Source organism: Caloramator sp., from assembly GCF_020054765.1.
Classification (GTDB): domain Bacteria; phylum Bacillota; class Clostridia; order Clostridiales; family Caloramatoraceae; genus Thermobrachium; species Thermobrachium proteoclasticum.
Window position 1 is genome coordinate 72,939 of sequence record NZ_JAIHAO010000004.1, and the last position, 21,773, is coordinate 94,711.

At 32.7% G+C, this 21,773-nt stretch carries 22 protein-coding genes; 1 reads left to right on the forward strand and 21 read right to left on the reverse strand.

Annotation, left to right across the window (positions count from 1 at the left end):
- Positions 1-15: 15 nt before the first annotated feature.
- The 21 genes from JG776_RS02675 to JG776_RS02775 form a co-directional block, all read right to left on the reverse strand.
- The gene (locus tag JG776_RS02675) at positions 16-1,806 is read right to left on the reverse strand and encodes an NADH-quinone oxidoreductase subunit NuoF (RefSeq protein ID WP_291964441.1); all 1,791 of its coding nucleotides are present in this window, start codon (positions 1,804-1,806) and stop codon (positions 16-18) included.
- Between the two features lie 10 nt (positions 1,807-1,816).
- A complete protein-coding gene (locus tag JG776_RS02680) occupies positions 1,817-2,182 on the reverse strand; it encodes a (2Fe-2S) ferredoxin domain-containing protein (protein WP_291964443.1) in 366 nt (121 codons plus the stop codon).
- On the reverse strand, positions 2,179-2,673 hold the full coding sequence (gene nuoE, locus JG776_RS02685) for an NADH-quinone oxidoreductase subunit NuoE (protein ID WP_291964445.1): 495 nt from the start codon (positions 2,671-2,673) through the stop codon (positions 2,179-2,181). The genes JG776_RS02680 and nuoE overlap by 4 nt, the downstream gene beginning before the upstream one ends.
- 177 nt (positions 2,674-2,850) lie before the next feature.
- Complete coding sequence (ptsP, locus tag JG776_RS02690) at positions 2,851-4,560, reverse strand: phosphoenolpyruvate--protein phosphotransferase (RefSeq protein WP_291964447.1); 1,710 nt, start codon at positions 4,558-4,560, stop codon at positions 2,851-2,853.
- Positions 4,561-4,580: 20 nt separating this feature from the next.
- Positions 4,581-4,841, reverse strand: coding sequence for an HPr family phosphocarrier protein (locus tag JG776_RS02695; protein WP_027308403.1), 261 nt, complete (start codon positions 4,839-4,841; stop codon positions 4,581-4,583).
- A 44-nt stretch (positions 4,842-4,885) separates the two neighbouring features.
- On the reverse strand, positions 4,886-5,368 hold the full coding sequence (locus tag JG776_RS02700; protein ID WP_291964449.1) for a PTS glucose transporter subunit IIA: 483 nt from the start codon (positions 5,366-5,368) through the stop codon (positions 4,886-4,888).
- A gap of 104 nt (positions 5,369-5,472) precedes the next feature.
- On the reverse strand, positions 5,473-6,306 hold the full coding sequence (locus JG776_RS02705) for a PRD domain-containing protein (protein WP_291964452.1): 834 nt from the start codon (positions 6,304-6,306) through the stop codon (positions 5,473-5,475).
- Positions 6,307-6,456: 150 nt separating this feature from the next.
- Positions 6,457-7,095 carry a V-type ATP synthase subunit D gene (locus tag JG776_RS02710; RefSeq protein WP_291964454.1) on the reverse strand — a complete coding sequence of 213 codons (639 nt, stop codon included), beginning with the start codon at positions 7,093-7,095 and terminating at the stop codon, positions 6,457-6,459.
- Positions 7,096-7,097: 2 nt separating this feature from the next.
- Positions 7,098-8,480 carry a V-type ATP synthase subunit B gene (locus JG776_RS02715; protein ID WP_291964456.1) on the reverse strand — a complete coding sequence of 461 codons (1,383 nt, stop codon included), beginning with the start codon at positions 8,478-8,480 and terminating at the stop codon, positions 7,098-7,100.
- Positions 8,473-10,245, reverse strand: coding sequence for a V-type ATP synthase subunit A (locus JG776_RS02720; protein ID WP_291964458.1), 1,773 nt, complete (start codon positions 10,243-10,245; stop codon positions 8,473-8,475). The genes JG776_RS02715 and JG776_RS02720 overlap by 8 nt, the downstream gene beginning before the upstream one ends.
- 4 nt (positions 10,246-10,249) lie before the next feature.
- On the reverse strand, positions 10,250-10,573 hold the full coding sequence (locus tag JG776_RS02725) for a V-type ATP synthase subunit F (RefSeq protein WP_291964460.1): 324 nt from the start codon (positions 10,571-10,573) through the stop codon (positions 10,250-10,252).
- Positions 10,566-11,555 carry a V-type ATP synthase subunit C gene (locus JG776_RS02730; protein ID WP_291964462.1) on the reverse strand — a complete coding sequence of 330 codons (990 nt, stop codon included), beginning with the start codon at positions 11,553-11,555 and terminating at the stop codon, positions 10,566-10,568. The genes JG776_RS02725 and JG776_RS02730 overlap by 8 nt, the downstream gene beginning before the upstream one ends.
- Before the next feature lie 33 nt (positions 11,556-11,588).
- Positions 11,589-12,182 carry a V-type ATP synthase subunit E gene (locus tag JG776_RS02735; protein ID WP_291964464.1) on the reverse strand — a complete coding sequence of 198 codons (594 nt, stop codon included), beginning with the start codon at positions 12,180-12,182 and terminating at the stop codon, positions 11,589-11,591.
- A gap of 13 nt (positions 12,183-12,195) precedes the next feature.
- Positions 12,196-12,702: a V-type ATP synthase subunit K gene (locus JG776_RS02740; RefSeq protein WP_291964466.1), complete on the reverse strand. Its 507-nt coding sequence runs from the start codon at positions 12,700-12,702 to the stop codon at positions 12,196-12,198.
- A 14-nt stretch (positions 12,703-12,716) separates the two neighbouring features.
- Positions 12,717-14,627, reverse strand: coding sequence for a V-type ATP synthase subunit I (locus tag JG776_RS02745; RefSeq protein ID WP_291964468.1), 1,911 nt, complete (start codon positions 14,625-14,627; stop codon positions 12,717-12,719).
- Positions 14,614-14,940, reverse strand: coding sequence for a V-type ATPase subunit subunit G family protein (locus tag JG776_RS02750; protein WP_291964470.1), 327 nt, complete (start codon positions 14,938-14,940; stop codon positions 14,614-14,616). Before JG776_RS02750 ends, JG776_RS02745 begins: the two co-directional genes overlap by 14 nt.
- A 130-nt stretch (positions 14,941-15,070) precedes the next feature.
- A complete protein-coding gene (locus tag JG776_RS02755; protein WP_291964473.1) occupies positions 15,071-16,759 on the reverse strand; it encodes a radical SAM protein in 1,689 nt (562 codons plus the stop codon).
- On the reverse strand, positions 16,671-17,270 hold the full coding sequence (locus JG776_RS02760; protein ID WP_291964476.1) for a hypothetical protein: 600 nt from the start codon (positions 17,268-17,270) through the stop codon (positions 16,671-16,673). Before JG776_RS02760 ends, JG776_RS02755 begins: the two co-directional genes overlap by 89 nt.
- A gap of 73 nt (positions 17,271-17,343) precedes the next feature.
- A complete protein-coding gene (locus JG776_RS02765) occupies positions 17,344-17,931 on the reverse strand; it encodes a flavin reductase family protein (RefSeq protein ID WP_291964478.1) in 588 nt (195 codons plus the stop codon).
- A 5-nt stretch (positions 17,932-17,936) separates the two neighbouring features.
- Entirely contained in the window at positions 17,937-18,659 is a 723-nt protein-coding gene (locus tag JG776_RS02770) for a zinc dependent phospholipase C family protein (protein ID WP_291964480.1), read from the reverse strand.
- 65 nt (positions 18,660-18,724) lie between these two features.
- Positions 18,725-20,131 carry a hypothetical protein gene (locus JG776_RS02775; RefSeq protein ID WP_291964482.1) on the reverse strand — a complete coding sequence of 469 codons (1,407 nt, stop codon included), beginning with the start codon at positions 20,129-20,131 and terminating at the stop codon, positions 18,725-18,727.
- A gap of 305 nt (positions 20,132-20,436) precedes the next feature.
- Here JG776_RS02775 and JG776_RS02780 point away from each other — a divergent pair, with 305 nt between their 5' ends.
- Entirely contained in the window at positions 20,437-21,552 is a 1,116-nt protein-coding gene (locus JG776_RS02780; RefSeq protein ID WP_291964484.1) for an aminopeptidase, read from the forward strand.
- The last annotated feature ends 221 nt before the right edge of the window (positions 21,553-21,773 follow it).

A 21,773-nucleotide genomic window follows, 5' to 3' on the forward strand; every position in this document is an offset into this window, starting at 1 on the left:
GCTATCCCTCCCAACTTACTTCCTTGTGATAGCTCCAAATCTACAAGTCTTGTAGCACTGACCACATTTTATACATCCATCTCTATCTATTACGTGTACCTTCTTAGGTTCTCCGTGGATTACATTGACTGGGCAAACTTTTGCACAGGCAGTACATCCTACACATTTTTCCGGAATAATATAATACTTTAAAAGTTCCTTACATACACCTGCAGGACATTCCTTATCCCTAACGTGTGCTAAATATTCATCATAGAAGAATTTCATAGTGGATAAAACAGGGTTTGGTGAAGTTTGACCAAGGCCACAAAGGGATGAATCTTTTACTGTTTCGGCAAGCTCCTTTAACATTTCTAAGTCTTCCATCTCGCCCTTTCCCTCTGTAATTTTATTTAATATTTCAAGTAGCCTCTTATTTCCCACTCTACACGCAGTACATCTTCCGCAGGATTCATCACAGCTAAATTCAAGATAGAATTTGGCAATATTAACCATACAGTCGTCCTCATCCATTACAATCATTCCACCAGAACCCATCATTGAACCAAGTGCTGTTAAATTATCATAGTCTATTGGTGTATCAAGGTATTCTGCTGGTATACATCCTCCAGATGGACCACCTGTTTGAACAGCTTTAAACTTCTTTCCTCCTTTAATTCCTCCACCTAATTCGTAAATTATTTCTCTTAATGTAATTCCCATAGGAACCTCAACAAGCCCTACATTGTTTACCTTTCCAGCAAGTGCAAACACCTTTGTTCCTTTGCTCTTTTCGGTTCCTATTGATGCAAACCATTCTGCTCCATTTAATATAATAGGTGCAACGTTTGCAAAGGTTTCTACATTGTTAATGTTTGTAGGTTTTTTCCAGAGTCCAACCTGTGCTGGATATGGTGGTTTTACAGTTGGCTCTCCACGTCCACCTTCAATGGAATTTATAAGTGCAGTTTCCTCACCACATATAAAGGCACCAGCACCAATTTTTATTTCTACATCAAAGCAAAAATCTGTTCCAAAAATATTCTTACCTAAAAGCCCTAATTCCCTTGCTTGTTTTATTGCAATTCTCAATCTATGAATTGCAAGAGGATATTCTGCCCTAACATATATATATCCAAACTGTGCACCTATGGCATAGGCTGCAATTGCCATTCCCTCTAAAACTGAATGTGGATCTCCTTCAAGTATACTTCTATCCATAAATGCTCCTGGGTCACCCTCATCAGCATTGCATATCACATATTTTATATCTGACTTTGATTTTCTTGTTGCTTCCCATTTTACACCTGTTGGAAATCCACCACCTCCACGTCCTCTAAGTCCGCTCCTTTTAACAATATCAATTACTCCCTCTGGAGTCATTTCTGTTAACACCTTACCAAGTGCCATATATCCTTCAGCTGCAATATATTCATTTATATTTTCAGGATCAATCTTCCCACAGTTTCTTAAAGCAATTCTAATCTGCTTTTTATAAAAAGGTATTTTACTCTGTTCTGGAAGCTTTTCATTTGTATCTGGTTCAACATATAATTTTTCTTGATACACTCTTCCCTTAACAATATGCTCTGCCACTATTTTTCTTGCAGAATCCTCATCAACTTCAACATAAAATACATTATCTGGCATAACCTTAACAATTGGTCCCTTTTCGCAAAAACCAAAACATCCTGTCATAAGAACACTAACTTCATTTTCAAGGTTAGAATTCTTTATTTCCTCCCTTAAAACCTCTAAAACCCTATTGCTATTGGAGGCTTGACACCCTGTACCACCACATACCAAAAGTTCCATTCTAACTGGCATATTATCCCTCCTATCCTCTTAAAACCCATTCTCTTATTACTTCTCCATTTTTAACGTGCCTTTTTACAATCTCCTTTGCCTTATCACTATCAACCTTTCCATATAAAATTGGTTCACTGTTTGGCATCCTAACTTCAACCGTTGGTTCTGCATAACAAAAACCCATACATCCTGTCTGTACAACAACTGCATTATCGATATTTTGGTTTCTTATTTCTTCAATTATTGCGTTTATTGTATTTCTTGCACCTGCAGCAATTCCACAAGTGGCCATACCAACAAGTATTTTTATATTTTTTTCTTCTGTTTCTCTATTTTGTAATGTGTCCTTATACTGTTCTCTTATTTTTTTAAGTTCCTCTAATGATTTAATCATTGAGTGCTACCTCCCTCTCTATATTCATCTAAAATAGCCTTAACATCCTCAACCTTAACCCTTCCATACACCTTGCCATCCACCATTACTACAGGTGCAAGCCCGCAAGCACCAACACATCTTAAACTATCTACAGTAAACATACCATCTGGTGACATATTGCCCTCTGTTATATTAAGTTGATTTCTAATTTCCTCTAATACCTTATCAGCACCCTTTACAAAACACGCTGTACCCATACATACATTTATTACGTGTTTACCCCTTGGCTCCATTGTAAAATAGGAATAAAATGTTGTAACTCCATATACCTTTGCCGCTGGAATTTTAAGCTTTCTTGCAATAAAAAGTTGAACATCCTTAGGTAAGTATCCAAATATCTCTTGAGCCTTATATAGAACTCCTATAAGTGCTCCTTCCTTCTGCTCTATAGAGTCAATATAGTCTTCAAGTCTTTTTAGTTTTTCAGCATCGACATCATATTTAGCCATAAAATTCCTCCTCTTTTAAAAATCTAATCAAACCTAATAAATATTTTTTCCAAAAACGTAAAATAAAATACAATTTAAATATCATAAAAAAGTAGGAGTCTAATATATTTTTACAAAATAAAAAAACACCAATTGGTGTTAATGAAGGGGGAACGTAACCAATTGGTGTTTCCTACTTTATCTATTTACAAAATTTTGTATTTTGCTCTTTATCTCTTCAGAAGTTGCACACATTATAACTTCATCTGATAGTTTCTTTGCTTCTTCATAGTTTAGACTTGTTATTAACTTTCTTGCCTTTAGTATTGAGGATGCACTCATACTAAACTCATCAAGTCCAAATCCCAATAGAACTGGAATTATTCTTTCATCTCCTGCCATTTCTCCACACATACCAGCCCATTTTCCTTCTTTATGTGCATTGTCTATTACCATCTTTATTAATCTTAAAACTGCTGGATGGAATGGATCATATAGGTATGATATCTTTTCATTCATTCTATCAACTGCTACTGTATATTGAATTAGGTCATTTGTTCCTATACTAAAGAAATCTACTTCCTTTGCTAATATGTCTGAAATAACTGCAGCTGATGGAATTTCTATCATTATACCTATCTCTACGCTATCGCTGTAAGCAATGCCTTCTGCCTTAAGTTCATTTTTAACTTCCTCTACTACTGCTTTTGCTTGTCTTAACTCATTTACACCTGATATCATTGGGAACATTATCTTTAGGTTTCCATATACAGATGCTCTAAATAGTGCTCTAAGTTGAGTCTTAAATATGTCCTTTCTATCAAGGCATAGTCTTATTGCTCTATATCCAAGGAATGGGTTCATTTCCTCATCAATCTTAAGATATGGTAGCTTCTTATCTCCACCTATATCTAAAGTTCTTATAACTACCGGTCTTCCTCCCATTCCCTCTAAAACTGCCTTGTAGGCTTCAAATTGTTCTTCTTCTGTTGGAAGGCTATCCTTATCCATATATAAGAACTCTGTTCTAAATAGTCCTACACCCTCTGCACCGTTTTTAAGTGCTCCTTCAACATTGCTTGGTGTACCTATATTTGCCGCAAGTTCTACCTTCCTTCCATCAACTGTTATTGACTCAGCATTTACAAGTTTTGATAGTTCCTTCTTGTATTCTATTAGCTTTTTTTGCTTTTCTCTATACTTTTGTAGAGTTTCTTCATCTGGATTTACTATTACAACGCCTTCATCACCATCTAATATCAGCATATCACCTGTTTTAACTGTAGTTGTAACATTTGATAGTCCAACTACTGCTGGTATTTCAAGTGATCTTGCCATTATTGCTGAGTGAGATGTTCTTCCACCTATATCTGTGGCAAAGCCTAATACCTTTTCCTTATCCATTTGTGCAGTATCTGATGGTGTTAAGTCATTTACAACTATTATACATTCTCTATCTATTTCTGCAATTGATGCAGTCTCTATTCCCATTAATATGTTTATTATTCTCTTACTTACGTCTCTTATGTCCGCTGCTCTTTCCCTCATATATTCATTATCCATTGACTCAAACATCGAGATAAACATATCAGCAGTTTGTTTTAATGCATACTCTGCACAGATTGATTCTGATGATATTTGTGCTTCAACTGCACCAATAAATTCTGGGTCTTCTAACATCATAAGATGTGCTTCAAAAACCTGTGCCTTATCTTCACCTATTTTTTCCCTTGCTATCTCTTTTATTTTTTCAAGTTGCTCCTTTGCAGTAGCTACAGCATTTTGTAATTTTGTAGTTTCAGCCTCTATATTATCTATAGCTCTTCTCTCTATTTCTACTTCTTTATCTACTATTACAAGTGCCTTGCCGATAGCTACTCCTGATGACGCAGCTATTCCCTTTAACATTTAGCTTCTCCTCCTTAGAATTATTCAAGGCCATTTAATATAAGGTTTGTAAGTGCTTCTATAGCTTGTGCCTCATCTTCTCCATTTGCCTTTATTACTATTTCTTCACCCTTCTTTGCAGCCATAGTCATAAGGCTCATTATGCTCTTTGCATTGTATTCTTTTCCTGACTTTTCAATTGTTATAGCTGACTTGAATTTTGCAGCCTCTTTTACTATTATTCCTGCTGGTCTTGCATGTATTCCTGTTTCATTTTGAATAACTATCTTCTTTTCCATCATATTAACTACCTCCATTTATTTTATTTTTATCATTTATACACAAATTATTTCACCTTAACAGTTGCAACTACTGAATTTGAATTAACATCGCCACTATTTATAGTTAATTCCTCAACCATATCCATATTTGTAATTAGCATAGGTGTTATAGTTGATTTTGCTTTTTCCTTTACTAAATTTAAATCAAATACAACTAATTTGTCTCCCTTTTTAACTTTGTCTCCCTCTTTAACAAAGGCTTCAAATCCTTCTCCTTGCATTTGTACTGTATCAATACCAATATGAAGAAGTATTTCAAGGCCTTCCTTTGTCTTTAATCCAACTGCGTGCTTTGTTGGGAAAACTTGAACTACTTCAGCATCGCAAGGTGAATATAAAACACCTTCCTTAGGTTCAATTGCAACTCCATCACCAAGCATTTTTGAAGAGAAAACTTCATCTGGAACATTTGCAAGTTCTACTACAGTACCAACCATATGTGCATTTAATTCTATCCCGTTGTTTTTCTTTTTGAAAAAACCAAACATTGTAATTACCTCCCATTTTTTGAATATTTTAAAATTTAAAAGGCATAAGCTAATAAAACCTTGCGGTTTTATTAGGCTCATGCCTGATCGAATCAGTAACACGCCTATGAATTAGTTTTAATTCTACCAAGGTGAACTGCAATATACCCTATTTCATCTTCGGGTACCTTTTTATCTAACTTTTTTTCTATAATCTCACAAACCCTCTTTGAAAGCTTGTATTCTTCCTTGAGCTGTCTTTTGATAGAACCCAATAATATATTTTTAATTGGTTTATTGTTTTCAATTCTATAGAGTGCGTATCTTAGATGAGATATCAGTCTAATATAATCAAGGGATTTTTCATCTATTTTTATATTTAACTCCCTCTGTATAAAATCTATCACATCTTTTACTATTTGAGTATATTTTAATGTTTCACCAACTGTTTGATTTACTTTTGCAGAATAAATATGCAGTGCTATAAAGCTTTTTTCCGACTCTGGAAGTTCTACTCCTATTCTTTTTTTTACAAGTTCTATAGCTTCCTCTGCAATTGAATATTCTGTAGGATACATAGTTTTAATTTCCATCTCAAAAGGATTTATAATATTTATTCCTTCCTTTAATCTGGTTATTGCAAAGTTAATATGGTCTGTAAGCCCAATGTGAATATGAGGATTTAATTCAGTACCTAATCTTTCTCTTGCAAGTTCAATTATTTCTTCAGATACTGCAATTATTTCATCATTTACTGTCTTTAATAATCTGTCATAGTTTTCTTTATGTTCATTTGTTATTTGAATAAATTTTTGTTCTATTATGTCCTTCTCAGTTATAGGGTCACCCTTCTTCTTACCAAACCCTATTCCCTTACCTGTAAGAACAAAAATTTCATCGCCCTTTTGTGTTATAACAACATTGTTACTCAATACTTTAGTAACTACATACCCTTCCATAATCATTACTCCTTATTAGGATACTACTATTTTAATAAAAATAAAATAAAAATTCAACACCTTTTTATTTACAAAATTGAGAAGTATATAAAAAACATAAATTAGTGCCATGAACAGTTTTGTTCATAGCACCAACATAAACACCAAGATTTAAACTCCTCTTTGTTCCATCATAGATTTTACCTTCATAAGTCTTGTTAAGTTACCTCTTTCATTTTCTTCAAGTTTCATTGTTATATATTTTATTGTTTCTTGAAGTTGAGGTATCATTACATATTCAAGAGCATTAACTCTTCTTCTTGTCTTTTCAATTTCATCAGCCATAAGCTGACAAGACTTTTCTATCTCAGCAAGTTCTAAAAGCTGTGGAAGGATATTATAAAGTTTATTTATTGCACCGTCAAGCTCTGCAGTAGTTAATGCATATCCATATGGGTATATACTTGCACCCTCTGCTCCTTCTCTTATAAACTTCATAACCGGAACGTTTACACTCATTATATTTTTCTTAGATATTTCAAGGTTTATTGTTTCACTTGGCATAATTATTGATTCTTCAAGTATTTCAGAACCCATAACTGCCTTTGCCATCATAAACTCCTTTAAAGATTCTGTTAACTCTTCTTCTACTTTAATTCTAAGTTCATTGTTCTTTTTTATCAAATCAATGAACTTTTTCATTAATTCATCCTGCTTATCCTTTAAAAGTTTATGACCTCTCTTTGCTACAACCAAACGCTTTTTAAGCTTAGATAGCTCCATTCTGGTTGGGTTAACATTTAATCTCATACCTATTCATCCCCTTTTTTAGGCAAGTACTTCTCTATATACTCGTCCCTAACTCTCTTTAGTTCTGACTTAGGTAATATTGACAGAAGTTCCCAACCAATATTTAAGGTTTCTTCTATGCTTCTGTTTTCATATTCTCCCTGTGATACATACCTCTTTTCAAACTCATCTGCAAACTTTGCATAAAGCTTATCTATATCTGAAAGTGCAGATTCTCCAAGTATTACTGCAAGCTCTTTAGCTTGTTTTCCTTGAGCATATGCAGCAAAGAGCTGGTTCATTGTATCTGCGTGATCTTCTCTTGTTTTACCCTTACCAATCCCCTTATCCTTTAATCTTGATAGGGATGGAAGTACATCTATTGGAGGCATTACTCCCTTTCTATATAGCTCTCTACTTAATATAATTTGTCCCTCAGTAATATATCCAGTAAGGTCTGGAATTGGGTGCGTCTTATCGTCTTCTGGCATTGTTAATATTGGTATTTGTGTAATTGATCCTTCTTTTCCTCTAATCTTACCTGCTCTTTCATAAAGAGTTGAAAGGTCAGTATAAAGGTATCCTGGATATCCACGTCTACCTGGAACTTCCTTTCTTGCAGCAGATACTTCTCTTAGGGCTTCGCAGTAGTTTGTCATATCAGTCATTATAACAAGTACGTGCATTCCCTTTTCATAGGCCAAATACTCTGCACAAGTTAATGCCATTCTTGGAGTTGCAATTCTCTCAATTGCAGGGTCATTTGCTAAGTTTATAAAAAGAACTGCTCTATCTATAGCCCCTGTCTTTTTAAAGTCTGATATAAAAAAGTCTGCCTCTTCAAATGTAATACCCATAGCAGCAAACACAACCGCAAATTTACTCTCTGCATTTAAAACCTTTGCCTGTCTTGCAATCTGTGCTGCAAGGTTTGCGTGTGGAAGACCTGAACCTGAGAATATAGGCAATTTTTGTCCTCTAACAAGAGTATTTAGTCCATCTATCGCTGATATACCTGTTTGAATAAACTCTGATGGATAGTCTCTTGCAACAGGATTTAGAGGGTTACCATTAACATCAAGTCTCTTTTCTGGAATTATCTTTGGTCCTCCATCCTTTGGTCTTCCAAGACCATCAAAGACTCTTCCAAGCATATCTAATGAAACACCAAGTTCAAGCGTCTTCCCTAAAAATCTAACTTTACTATCCTTTAAATTAATTCCTGCTGAACTTTCAAATAGCTGAACAAGTGCTTTATCTCCATTTATTTCAAGTACCTTACCACGTCTTATTTCACCTGTTTGAGTTTCTATTTCAACAAGTTCATCGTAGACTGCCCCTTCTACTTGGTCAACAAGCATAAGTGGACCTGCTACTTCTCTTATAGTTCTATATTCCTTAAGCATTTACTTCTCCTCCCTTCACAAGTGTATCCATCTGCATATGAAGTTCTGAGGATATTTCATCTATTTTTGTCATTTCTGATTCTGGGATATATTTTGCTCTTGCTATCTTTTCACGTACAGGAAGAGAAGTTATTTTACTTAAATATACACCCTGCTTTAATGCTTCTTGTCCAAGATGATAAAAATCCAATATTAGTTTTAACATCTTTAGCTGTTTTGTTAGTGAAGCATATGTGTCAACTTCGTGGAAGGCATTTTGATGTAGGTAATCTTCCCTTAGTGACCTTGCAGCCTCTAAAGTTAATCTGTCCTTCTCTGATAATGCATCAATACCTACAAGTCTTACTATTTCTTGTAGTTCTGCTTCCTCTTGAAGAATCTTCATCGCTTCTCTTGTCATTTCACCCCAGCCCTTATGTCCTTGCTCTTCAATATAATTTGATATTTTATCTAAATACAGAGAATAGCTTAATAGCCAGTTTATAGCTGGGAAGTGTCTTCTATATGCAAGGTTTGAATCAAGTCCCCAGAACACCTTAACTATCTTAAGAGTAGCTTGAGTTACTGGTTCTGAAAGGTCTCCTCCTGGAGGTGAAACCGCACCAACAACAGTAAGTGCACCTATTCTTTCATCACTTCCAAGGCAGTAAACTTTACCTGCTCTTTCATAGAATTCTGCAGCACGTGAAGTAAGATATGCTGGATATCCTTCTTCACCTGGCATTTCTTCAAGACGTCCTGACATTTCTCTTAATGCCTCTGCCCAACGTGAAGTTGAGTCTGCCATTATAGCAACTGAATATCCCATATCTCTAAAATATTCAGCAATTGTTATACCAGTATAAATTGATGCTTCTCTTGCTGCAACCGGCATATTCGATGTATTTGCTATTAAAACAGTTCTTTTCATAAGTGGTTCACCAGATTTTGGGTCCTTAAGCTCTGGGAATTCCATAAGAACGTCTGTCATCTCATTTCCACGTTCTCCACATCCAACGTAAACAACCACTTCTGCATCTGCCCATTTAGCAAGCTGATGTTGAACAACTGTCTTTCCGCTTCCAAATGGTCCAGGAATACAAGCAGTTCCTCCCTTTGCAACTGGGAAGAAAGTATCTATAATTCTTTGTCCTGTAAGCATTGGTTCTGCTGGTGGAATTTTTCCCTTATAAGGTCTTCCCTTTCTTACAGGCCACTTTTGCATCATAATTATATCCTTAATCTCTCCCTTAGGAGTTTTAACCTTTGCAATAGTTTCAACTACTGTAAATTCACCTTCGTTTATTTCTACTATTTCACCTTCAACTCCGTAGGGAACCATTATTCTATGTTCAATTATAGTTGTTTCTTGAACAACCCCTATAATGTCTCCTGCAACAACATAGTCTCCAACATTCCTTGTTGGTTTAAAGTACCACTTTTTTTCTCTATCAAGTGATGGGACTTCAACACCTCTTGTTATAAAATCTCCTGCAACCCTCATAACAGCATCAAGAGGTCTTTGAATACCATCAAACATAGCTTCTATAAGCCCAGGTCCAAGTTCAACTGAAAGAGGTTCTCCAGTTGTTTCAACTGGTTCACCAATTCCAAGACCTGATGTTTCCTCATATACCTGAATGGAGGCTCTATCCCCTCTCATTTCAATTATTTCACCAACTAATCTTCTATTACCAACCTTAACAACGTCAAACATCTTTGCATTTTCCATTCCCTCAGCAATAACAAGAGGACCGGAAACTTTAATAATTCTACCGTACTTCAAGCTATCAACCTTCCTTCTTTGATAATATATCTACACCGACAGCTTTTTCTACATTATCCCTAATCTTTTCAAGACCTATTCCAAGACTTCCTTGAGTACCAGGGATTAATATAACTGCAGGAACCATTTGATTTTGATATCTAAGTAGTGTTTCTTCCATATCCTTTGCAAAAGTTTCTGTTAAAAATATCAATCCGTAGCCTTCCCTTGCCATTTTATCCACAGCTCTAATAGCTTCATCTACTGTTTCAACTGCTTTTACAGCCATACCAAGGGATAAAAAGGCTATTACTGCGTCCTTTTCTCCTACAACTCCTATCTTATACATATATATCACGCAGCCTTTCCCTTATCGTATCTGCACCAACACCGTTCTTCTTTCCTGTTAATATAATTCTTAGCACTTTAATTTCATTTTCCTTTGCATAGATATATGCAACTACTGGTTCTGCCCCAAAGCTAATAAATTTTGAATTTTTTAGAACACTTATTAAATAGTTATCAGCCATTTTTTCAATTCTTCCTAAATCCTTTGTTTTTATATATTCTTCTATTCCTTCCTTTAACCATTTAAAGTGTTCTGTGTGGAATACCTTGTTTGAAAAGTTTTCTATATCTTCAATAAAATTATTTATAAATACGTCAAGGTCAACCTTTCCACCCTTTATTAGTACCTTGTTTAAAAATTCTCTTTCTCTATTTTGTTCCTTTGCTCTTATAAATGTTCTAATGTTATAAACATCTATAAGTAGCTGAATATAATCCTTAATAAAACTAATTCTTGTTTCCTTTGCTATTTCAAGCTGCCTTTTAAACATTGCAGCATCAATAATTATGTCTATATCCTGCGGATTTTTGTTTGAATTATATTCATCAATTGCCTTAAAGACAGCATCTCTGTAAACTTCATATAAATCACGTAAATTGTCGTCCTTAAAAATATCCTTTAATTTACTTACTTCTATTGTACCTGCATCAATCAATATACTGTCTAAATCCCTTTGTAAAAACCTATTTTTAACTAAGGTTTTTATATTGTGGGCATCATACTTTGTTCTAAATACATCTACTACCTCTACTACTGGGCAAATCTTGACCATTTCTCTATAAAAATCTTCCAAAGTCTTCTTTAAACCGTCTTCATAGGATGGCATATTTATGTAGTCCCCATACACAGTATCCTGTAATATTCTTTTTGCTTCATTAAAATCCTTTGCCTCAAGTAAAGTTTCAATCTTTGCCCTATCAATCATCTTTGTTTCAAGAACCTTAATTCTTGCAATACATTGAGCAAATATAGTGTTATCCATTACTCACCCTCCTTTTATAGAACTGGAGGCTATTTAAAATAACATTGAAGCAATATCTGCCTCAAGCTCATCCCTTAAACCCCTAATTAGTGCTTCAAAGGTACAATTAATCTCAAGTCCATTTTTTCTCAATATAAAGCCTGAAGGAATATTAGCATATTCATTATTTAATCTTAATAGCCCTCTTTTACCCTTTGATACTAATTGTTTATTGATTTCATCAAGATTAATCTGTACCCTATCCTTATCTTTAATTGAAAGTACAATTTCCTCTTCTCCTGTTTCTACATTATTCAAAATCATTCTATTAATTAAATTTGAATATTCTTCCTTTGACATACTATCTATTTTTTTTATCACTTCATTTAAGATTAAATCTATTGCCTCCTGCTTTGCTTGTAGAACTATATTTCGTGCATCAAGCTCAGCTCTTGCAATCATTCTCTCCTTTTTATCCTTACCATCCTTCTGTGCCTTTTGTCTTAATTCATCCTCTATTTGAGCTGCCTTTATATTGGCAGCTTGTATAATCTCTTCTGCCTTTTTTCTTGCTTCTAATTCTATTTCTGAGGCCTTTATCCTATCTTCACTTAAAAGCCTCTCCCTTAGGCTATCTATTCCATTCATTTTGGCCACTCCCTTATAGCTTTATATTAACAATCATTAATATTGAAGTTATAAGTGCAATAACGGCATAAGTTTCAACCATAACTGCATAGATAACTCCATTGAACATCTTTTCTGGTCTCTTTGCAAGAATTTGAATACCTGCTGCTGCAGTCTTTCCTTGTGATATAGCTGAACTATATCCTACAAATGCCATTGGAAGTGATGCCATAAGTAGCATAAAACCTTGGCCTAATGTAACATTAGCTGTACTTCCTGTTAAAATTCCTACTTTGTTAAGCACTAAAAGTGCTGTAATGAAACCATAGAATCCTTGTGTACCTGGTAATACTTGTAGAATAAGTGATTGACCAAACTTTTCTGGGTCTTCTGTAATTAAACCTGCTGCTGATTGACCAACAATACCAACACCTTTAGCTGAACCAATTCCTGCAAATAATGCTGCAAGTGCTGCACCAAGCAGTGCAAAAATTAAACCTCCATTTTGTTTTAAAAATTCAACGAATGTTGTGAATTCCATAATTGACTCCTCCTTTAAATTTCTTCTTCTACTTTTATAAATTTTGTTGATATTTTTAAAGGCTTAAATGCCTTTCCGCCACCTTGATAGAATTTGCCAAAGAATTCAAGATACTGTAATCTGCAGGTATGCACAAAGGTTCCAAGTGCACCTATTAAAAAGTTAAATGTATGTCCTGCTATAAATATAATAGGTCCAGCTATAAAAGCTGCTGCTCCATTACCTAACAGTTCAATTAAAAGATTAAATGACCAGCCAATCAATCCTGATGCTAAACCTAATGCTAAAAGTCTTGAATATGATAATATGTCTCCTAAATATCCTGTTACTCCATATAAGCCATAAAGTCCTCCAAAGAACTTACCAGCTATGGTTTTATTATTTCTTCCTTGTGTTAACACAATTGCTAATGCACTAATTAAGGATATCATTTTAGCTGGAGTGCCTCCTCCAAGTAACAACCAAATAAGCCCTGATACCAAACCATACCAAGTTACTACATCATAAACTGCATCTATTATCTTTCCTTCTTTTATTAACTGATATGCCTTTACAGCTAACCCAAAATAAATGTGTATTACACCGAATATTATAGAATACTTTAGTATAGTCATAGGATCTGAAACAGGATCTACCCAAATTGGCTTAATTTTAATTATACCACCGAAGAAACTTCCATAAAGAACACCAAATATAACAGTAGGAATACTTGTTAGTCCTATAAGCTTAACCATCTTTTTTAAAGAATCACTTAAATCTGCCTTAAAAAGCAAAAACAAACTTACTGCCCCAAGCAACAGTCCATATCCAACATCAGCCATCATCATTCCAAAGAATAGTAGGAAAAATGGTGCTAATGCTGGAGTTGGGTCTACCTCATTAGGTAAAGGTAATGCATACATTTCTGTAATTGCTTCAAAAGGTTCAATTAAAGGATTGTTCTTTAGTAATACTGGTGGATTATCTTCATCCTTTGCATCCTCTACTTCTAAATAAACCTGAAGATTGAATTTATTTATAGACTTTTCAAGTATGCCGATTTTCTCTCCAGGTACCCATCCTTGTAAAATAACAGATTTTTTCGTATTTATTATTTTTGATGTTTGTCTTTCAATTTCAAGCTGAGAACTAAAATAATCATAAACCTTTTCTAAATCATCAAGGCTTTTCGAAAGCTTTACTGCTTCATTCTTTGTTTGTTCTTCTTTTGTTTCAATATCGCTAATCTCGTTAGTTAATTTAGTTATAATATTCTTCGGAGTATCCTCAAGCTCAAGTGTAAGCTTAGTAAAGCCATACTTCTTTAGTATTTCATATGCCTGATTATAGTCATCCCTGTGGCATACTACAAAGATATTTAAATCCTGCTGCTTTTCTGATATCCTCTCTATGTAGATGCCATCTATGTTTTTAAACTCATTTATCAATTCTGCCTCATATTTTTTAGCTACAGTACCTATAAAGTAGGATACTTTCTTTAACTTATTAAGTTCCTTTAAGGATACATCAAGATTTTTCCAAACCTCATAATGTTCAATTTGTAATTCAAGCTTTGATTTTTTAGCCTTTAGATTATTTATTTCTTCTTCAAGTGATTTTGCTCTGCTACTTAATTCCATCCAATTAAAGGTATTTGCAAAATCTTCAAACTTTTCAGCATCCAATACTTCTCTCTTTTGCAAAATACCCTTTTTATTATCACTAAAGGCTCTTAGAAATTCATATGCCTGCCTTACTCTATTAAAATTGAATTCAGTTTCAGTTATTGTCTTATTTTCAAAGGCTACTCCTTCTAACTCTTCCTTTACTATTTCCCTAAGGTCAATAACCTCAACTGCAGATGCCCTTTGAAGAGCCTTTAAAATCTTATATTTATCTTCCTTTGCACCTGTTATGGTTACTTTTTTCATTTTAACTATTGCCATAACTATTCACTATCCTCTCGATAACCATATTTACGGCTCTTTCCATCTTATCCTTTGGTATATTTGTTATCTCCTGTTTTTTTCTTTCTGCATCAGCTATCATTGGCTCAATTTGATTTTTTGCTTCTTTTTCAAACTTTTCAATTACCTCTTTGTAATATACTTCAGCACTATCTTGGGCTCTTTGTTTAATATTTTCTGCTTCATCCTTTGCATTTTTTAAAATATCATTTGCCCTCCTTTGTGCCTCTTTAATTAATTCTTCCCCTTGCTTTTCAATTTCACTAATTTTCTTCACTACATCAAGAGCCAAAGTATCACCACCTTCATTATTGAATATTTAAAAAATTTTAACTTTATTATACTAAATTTTTTTGAAAAATAAAAGTCAATTTTTGTCGATTTTCATTATATTTTTTAGTTTTTTTCATATTTACATTTGTTTATACTAATTCTTTCACACTTATTGCATAATGTCTATTATTTTTTAAATCAAATATCACTAAAAAATCAGAAAAATTAAATTCTATACTTCTATTTATTTTTCTTACATCTAAGCACATTGGCAAAATTAAAAGTCCCTTTAGATTGTTTAAACCTAAAGTGTCTATTATCCTTTCTTTACATATTTTAATTTTTACTTCCATATCTTCATCTATATCCTTCTTTAGAAACTCTGGTAAATTTATCTTCTTTGTATTATATAAATAATCATAAATTAGCAAGTCCTTTATAGTATTCCCTTCAAAACGCTTTATTAAAAAATTAAAAATTTGAAAAAACTTCTCCTGCAATCCTATACTTCTTTCAAAAAATCCATTTTGTATTAAGTAATCAGTTAATTCTTTAAAGAAAATATAATAATCATCTATATAGCTAAAAACATAATTAAAGGTTCTTTCAAATATATGACTATTATAGTAGGTTTCAAAAACTTCTTCAAACTTTAAAAGATAGCTTATTTCTTGACTACTTAAAGCACTTGTTTTTAATACCTGATATGGAGCATATCCACAATATTTTATACCATATTTATCCTTATCGTAATAAATAGGTGAACCCTTTAGTACCTTAAGAAAACCTATTTGTAATTCATCTGGATTTATACTCATTACAGCATTAAAGGATTTTCTAAAAGAGTTTATATCTTCCTCAGGAAGGCCAACTATTAAATCTAAATGACAATGAATATTACCTATTTGTAGAATTTTATTTATATTGTCCTTTACCCTTTCAAAATTCATTCTTCTATTTATATTTTCAAGAACCTTTATATTTGTAGTCTGCACTCCTACTTCAAATTGAAAAAGACCTTCCTTTGCCCTCTTTAGAATTTTTATATCCTCATCCTCTAACAAATCTGCAGCTATTTCAAAATGGAATTTTGTAGTTGGAGATAAGTCAATTAAGTATTTCCATATCTCCCTTGAAAAATTTTTATTGGCATTAAAGGTTCTATCCACAAATTTGACAAGCTTTACATTATTGTCGATTAAATATTTTAATTCCTTCTTAACTAATTCTAAGCTTCTAAATCTAACCCTTTTATCTATTGAAGACATACAATAGCTACATCTAAAGGGACATCCCCTCGATGCTTCATAATAAATGATTTTATCTGGTATTTCATTTTCATATGGAAACTTAATGCTGTCTAAATCAGTTATAGTTTCTGCAAAACCTGTGTCAACTATATTTAAATTTTCTCTATATGTTAAACCCTTTATATTTCTTAATCTATCTAAGCTATTTAAACGTATAGAATCTATAAGGGGTTTTATTACTTTTTCTCCTTCACCCTTTATAACAAAATCAACAAAGTCGTATTTATTTATTAACTCCATTGAATCAAAGGATACTTCAGGTCCTCCTAAAACTATTTTAATATTTTCATTTATATTTTTTAACGTATTTGCCACCTTTAATGTATTTTCTATATTCCATATATAGCAAGAAAATGCTACTACATCAGGCTCTTTGCTTCCTATGTCAAAGGATATCTTTAAGATATCCTCATTTATCGTGGATTCATACAATTCAACATCATAATCCTCTATTTCTCTTTTTAAATATCTTATTGCCAAATTTGAATGAACATATTTTGCGTTTAATGCTGCTAATATAATCTTCATTTTTAACCTTTGTTTCCTCCCCTTTAAATTCTGCTTCTACAAACAATATTCCTTGATTTATTAAACTATTTTTTATTATGAAACTATTATTTTCTAAAACCTTGATTATGTCAAGGAATTTTATACTATAAGGTTTAAAGTAAACCTTAATTGGCAATTTAATCAATCCAATATCAGATTCAACATTAAGTTCGTATTTCGATACCAATTTATTCCTTTCAACTATATCCCATATATAAATTTTGCTATCTTTATCAATTACTTTAGCTATACCTTTTATTGTTTTATTAAATTTAAACTTTGTAATTCCCCTTGATAAGACAAAGAAAAAAATACAAGAATCATATGCTAAGTTTTTATTGTCTAATTGTTTTAAATTTGATATATCCTTTTCAATATTACTATATTTAGAACTTACTATTTTATTTATGGCACTATCGCCTCCATTACACACATCAATAATATTTTCTCCAAACTCTATATTTCTTATATCTACATATAATTTTTTCATCAATACCACCCCAACCCTTTATATACTAATTAAATTCAATTTAAAAAAATAATTCCTGCCTTATAGGCAGAAATTATTTACTTCTTCTTTTATTTTTATTCTTTTTCTTTTCTACTGAAAAACCAAATTTACCTAAGCTTTTTCCAACAACACAATACTGTCCGTGATTGTAACATATAAGCTCTGCTTTATCTAAGTGTAATTTTCCAGTATCATCTAATAATGTTTCATCAACATTTACTGCCACGACCTCTGCAACAAACATATCGTGACTACCAAGCTTAATAACATCCTTAACCTTACATTCTAATGAAAGTGGACACTCTTTAATTAAAGGAGCACCTACAACTGACGCCTTCTCCTTTGTTAAATTTAATATCTCAAATTTATCTAAATCTCTTCCTGATTTTACACCACAAAAGTCAGTTGCATAAGCAAGATTTTTGTTAGGTATGTTCATAACAAATTCACCTGATTTTTTAATAATATCGTATGAATATCTTTCTGGGCGTATTGAAATAGACACCATAGGTGGATTAGTACAAACAGTTCCAGCCCAGGCAATTGTTATAATGTTATCTACCCCATCATAGCTACAAGAAACTAAGACAGCAGGCACAGGATATAGCATAGTACCTGGCTTCCAAGTAAGTTTAGACAAAGCAATCACTCCTCAGATAAGTTTTTTAGTTTTCTTACATCATTTAAAAACTTCAACATAAGTCCAGCTGTTGTCCTTTGTGCCAATTTTAATATAACAGAAGTTATTTTATAATAACGCAGTTCTTCATTCAACTCATTTTTAAACTTATTATAGGTTCTCATTGATGAATTTGCATTAAATTCTATAAACTCCTTTATAGATTTAAAATATAGACCACCATCATAGGCATTAAAACTGTCGTGGTTTCTGTATGTTTTTATTATCCACTGCTCGTATTTTCTATGACTATCAAGTAATTTTACATTAACGTGCTGAGGTACAGTAACATCTTGAATTAAATGGCAGGCTGCTCCAAGATAAAAGTATGCCTTATCCTTATCTCCCTTTTTAAATTTAGTTAATGCTCTTGCATAATAGTAGGAACATTCTTTTAGAGCATTGCTACATCCATAAAGACCTTTGCTCCTTTGTGGATTATAAAAATGATTGCTACTTTTAAAATCCTGATCAGCCCAAACAACACCCTCATTTATTTTATCAATATTAAGACTCATCTCTCTATAGGCATAATCATAACCATCATTTTTTAAAATAATTATAGCTTGATGGTTTATATACTGGTGTACTTTGCACTCAGTTTTTATTATTCTTTTTTTAATAGGATTTACAGCCTTTAACATTCCTTTAAATATAGTTGAATAGGAATTTTCTATAATCTTCTTCATATATCATCATCCCTGTGTACTTTTATATTTATTTTAATCCTTTTTAGAACAATTATCCACCACCATTATTTAGTTTTTCTAATCTGAAGTATAAGTATTACAATCAAAGCTATGACTACTGTTCCAATTAAATACTCAACAGGGATGTATATCCTATTGACACTCTGCTGCTTCTCTTCTACTTTTTCAACAGAATATATACAACCATTTCCTTTATCTAATATATATAATATACCATCTTTAGAGAAGCTACATTGAATAGGTTCTTTTATTATTTTTTCTTCTTTATTTTTTATAAAGTCAACTGATAAGTTGTCTTTTATATCATAGGCAACTATTTTTGCCTCCTCATTTTTTCCGCTTTTTAGAGGTATAAATAAATTACCAACATACCCAAAGGCATTTTGTCTTGAAATATCCATAACTCCTATCCTTCCACTTTCATTAAAGGATATTAGTGGCTTTGGTGGAGTTGTTGTTGGATGTATTTCGGTTATAAATTGAGGTTGAGGTGCATTTTTAGGTTTAAATTTTTTTAATGTTACAGGCTCTCCACCTTCATAATCAGGCCATCCAAGCCAATCACCTTTTTTTATTTCGTATATATAATCGCATCCATTTTCAATCGGTCTTTGACCTCTATTTTCCATACCCTGAACGGAAACATATGCTTTGTTATCACGGGTAAATACTATATTTATAGGGTTTCTTATTCCATAAGCAAATAAATCAAGATTAGTAGAACCAACATAGGTTCTGTAAATACTTGCATTTCCAGGAGTTTTACCCTTTATTACAGAATCTTTACTCGACTGCATATTAAAGGGCATAAAAGCACCTGTTATAGCCTTATCGTTTTTTGATTCTGTCATAGGATTGGATGATTTAAAATTTATACCAGACAATACAACATCAACAGGATAAAAATCGTGAAAATACGGATTTTCCTTAAGCCATCCTCTTTCATAGTTGTCAAGACCAACAACACCAGAATTAGTGGCTGAACCTTGACAGATATATAAATGACCATCATAGCCTATTTGAATACCATTATTTGAATAATCACCATAGCTTGGCAGCCCTGTTATTATGTCCTCAACTTTATTATTTATAACCTTACTTATCATTCCTTTGTGAGATACTAATAAATAGTCTTTGTAGACTAAAATTGATGTTATAGGATAATTAAACCCTTTTGCCCAAGTTTCATTCTTTCCATTTTTATAGTACTTATTTATTACGACTTCACTTCCTATTCTTTCTGCTATATAAATATTTCCATTTGCATCAACTGCAAATGATGTAGGTTCAATTAAACCCTCTATTATTTTTTTTACATTATATCCGTCTTGTATTATAAGTTTATTTGTTATATCACTGTTTTCTTCATTCAATCTTATTAAAAAATTTATAGACAGAATTCCTAATAATAAAACTAAAATTAATATGATAAATAAATTTTTGTTTTTCATCTTACTCCCCCTATATTCTATTCACATAAAATATATGAATAGAAATAAAAAAAAATGCCTTTATAGGCATTTTAAAGGTGGAGCTTTTAAATTTTTATGTTTAAGACCTTACGTTTTTCCAACACACTTTTATTATTTTAGCTAATTTTCGACAAGTTGTAAATAGTTTTTTAAAAAAAAATAGCTATTAATTTTCGTACAAAATTGAAATATTTCCTTCATAAAATTTAATATTATTTTTGTAAAATTTCAAATTTCGTGTTATAATAAATTTGCATATAGTATAAAGACAGGGGGTAACTGAAATGGTAGATCCAAGAATAACAACATTAGCCCACAATCTAATCAACTATTCTTGTAGACTTAAGGAAGGCGAAAAGGTTCTTATTGAAACAATAGGACTTGAACTTCCACTTGTTAAAGAACTTATAAAGGAAGCCTACAAGGTAGGTGCTGTACCATTTGTAACAATTAAAAACAAATCTGTTGACAGAGCTATATTAATGGGTGCAACAGAAGAACAAATGAAAATGATGGCTAAATATGAAGCTGCAAGAATGAGTGATATGGACGCATACATAGGTATTCGTTCAGGAGATAACTCATCTGAGTTATCAGATGTTCCATCAGAAAGAATGGACCTATACTTCAAGTACTTCTGGAGTGAAGTTCACGGAAAGATTAGAGTTCCAAAAACTAAGTGGGTTGTATTAAGATATCCATCACCATCAATGGCTCAACTTGCAAATACAAGTACAGAAGCCTTCGAAGATTTTTACTTTAATGTATGTAACCTTGACTACTCAAAGATGTCAAAGGCGATGGACGCATTAGTTGACCTTATGAATAAAACAGATAAGGTAAGAATAGTAGGACCTCAAACTGACCTTACATTCTCAATAAAGGGAATACCTGCAGTAAAATGTGATGGTAAGATGAACATTCCAGATGGCGAAATATATACTGCACCTGTAAAGGATTCAGTAAATGGATACATTACATATAATACGCCAGCTGAATATCAAGGATTTACTTATGAAAATATAAGACTTGAATTTAAGGATGGTAAAATTGTAAAGGCTACAGCAAATGATACAGAAAGAATAAATAAGGTATTTGATACAGACGAAGGTGCAAGATATGTTGGTGAATTTGCTATAGGTGTTAATCCATATATAACTAAACCTATGAAGGATACACTATTTGATGAAAAGATAGCAGGTTCAATCCACTTTACACCTGGAAGTTCCTATGACGATGCATTTAATGGAAACAAATCAGCAATACACTGGGATTTAGTTTATATTCAAACACCTGAATACGGTGGAGGAGAAATCTACTTCGATGACGTGCTAATAAGAAAAGATGGTAGATTCGTAATACCTGAACTTGAGGGATTAAATCCAGAAAACTTAAAGTAATCTATAGACTTTCATTATTACAATCATAAAGAGTGCCGCTTATAATAGCGGCACTTAGATTATTTACAAACCTAATTGTTAGCTAAAGTTTGAAAAAGCCCCATGAAAGGATTTCAATTGGTTCTTTCATGAGCTTTAGCAATTATTGCTTTTCGACTTTGAAAAAGTCCGTAATTCGGCACAGGACGTGCCGAGCCGAGCGGCCATCAGGACGATGGCAT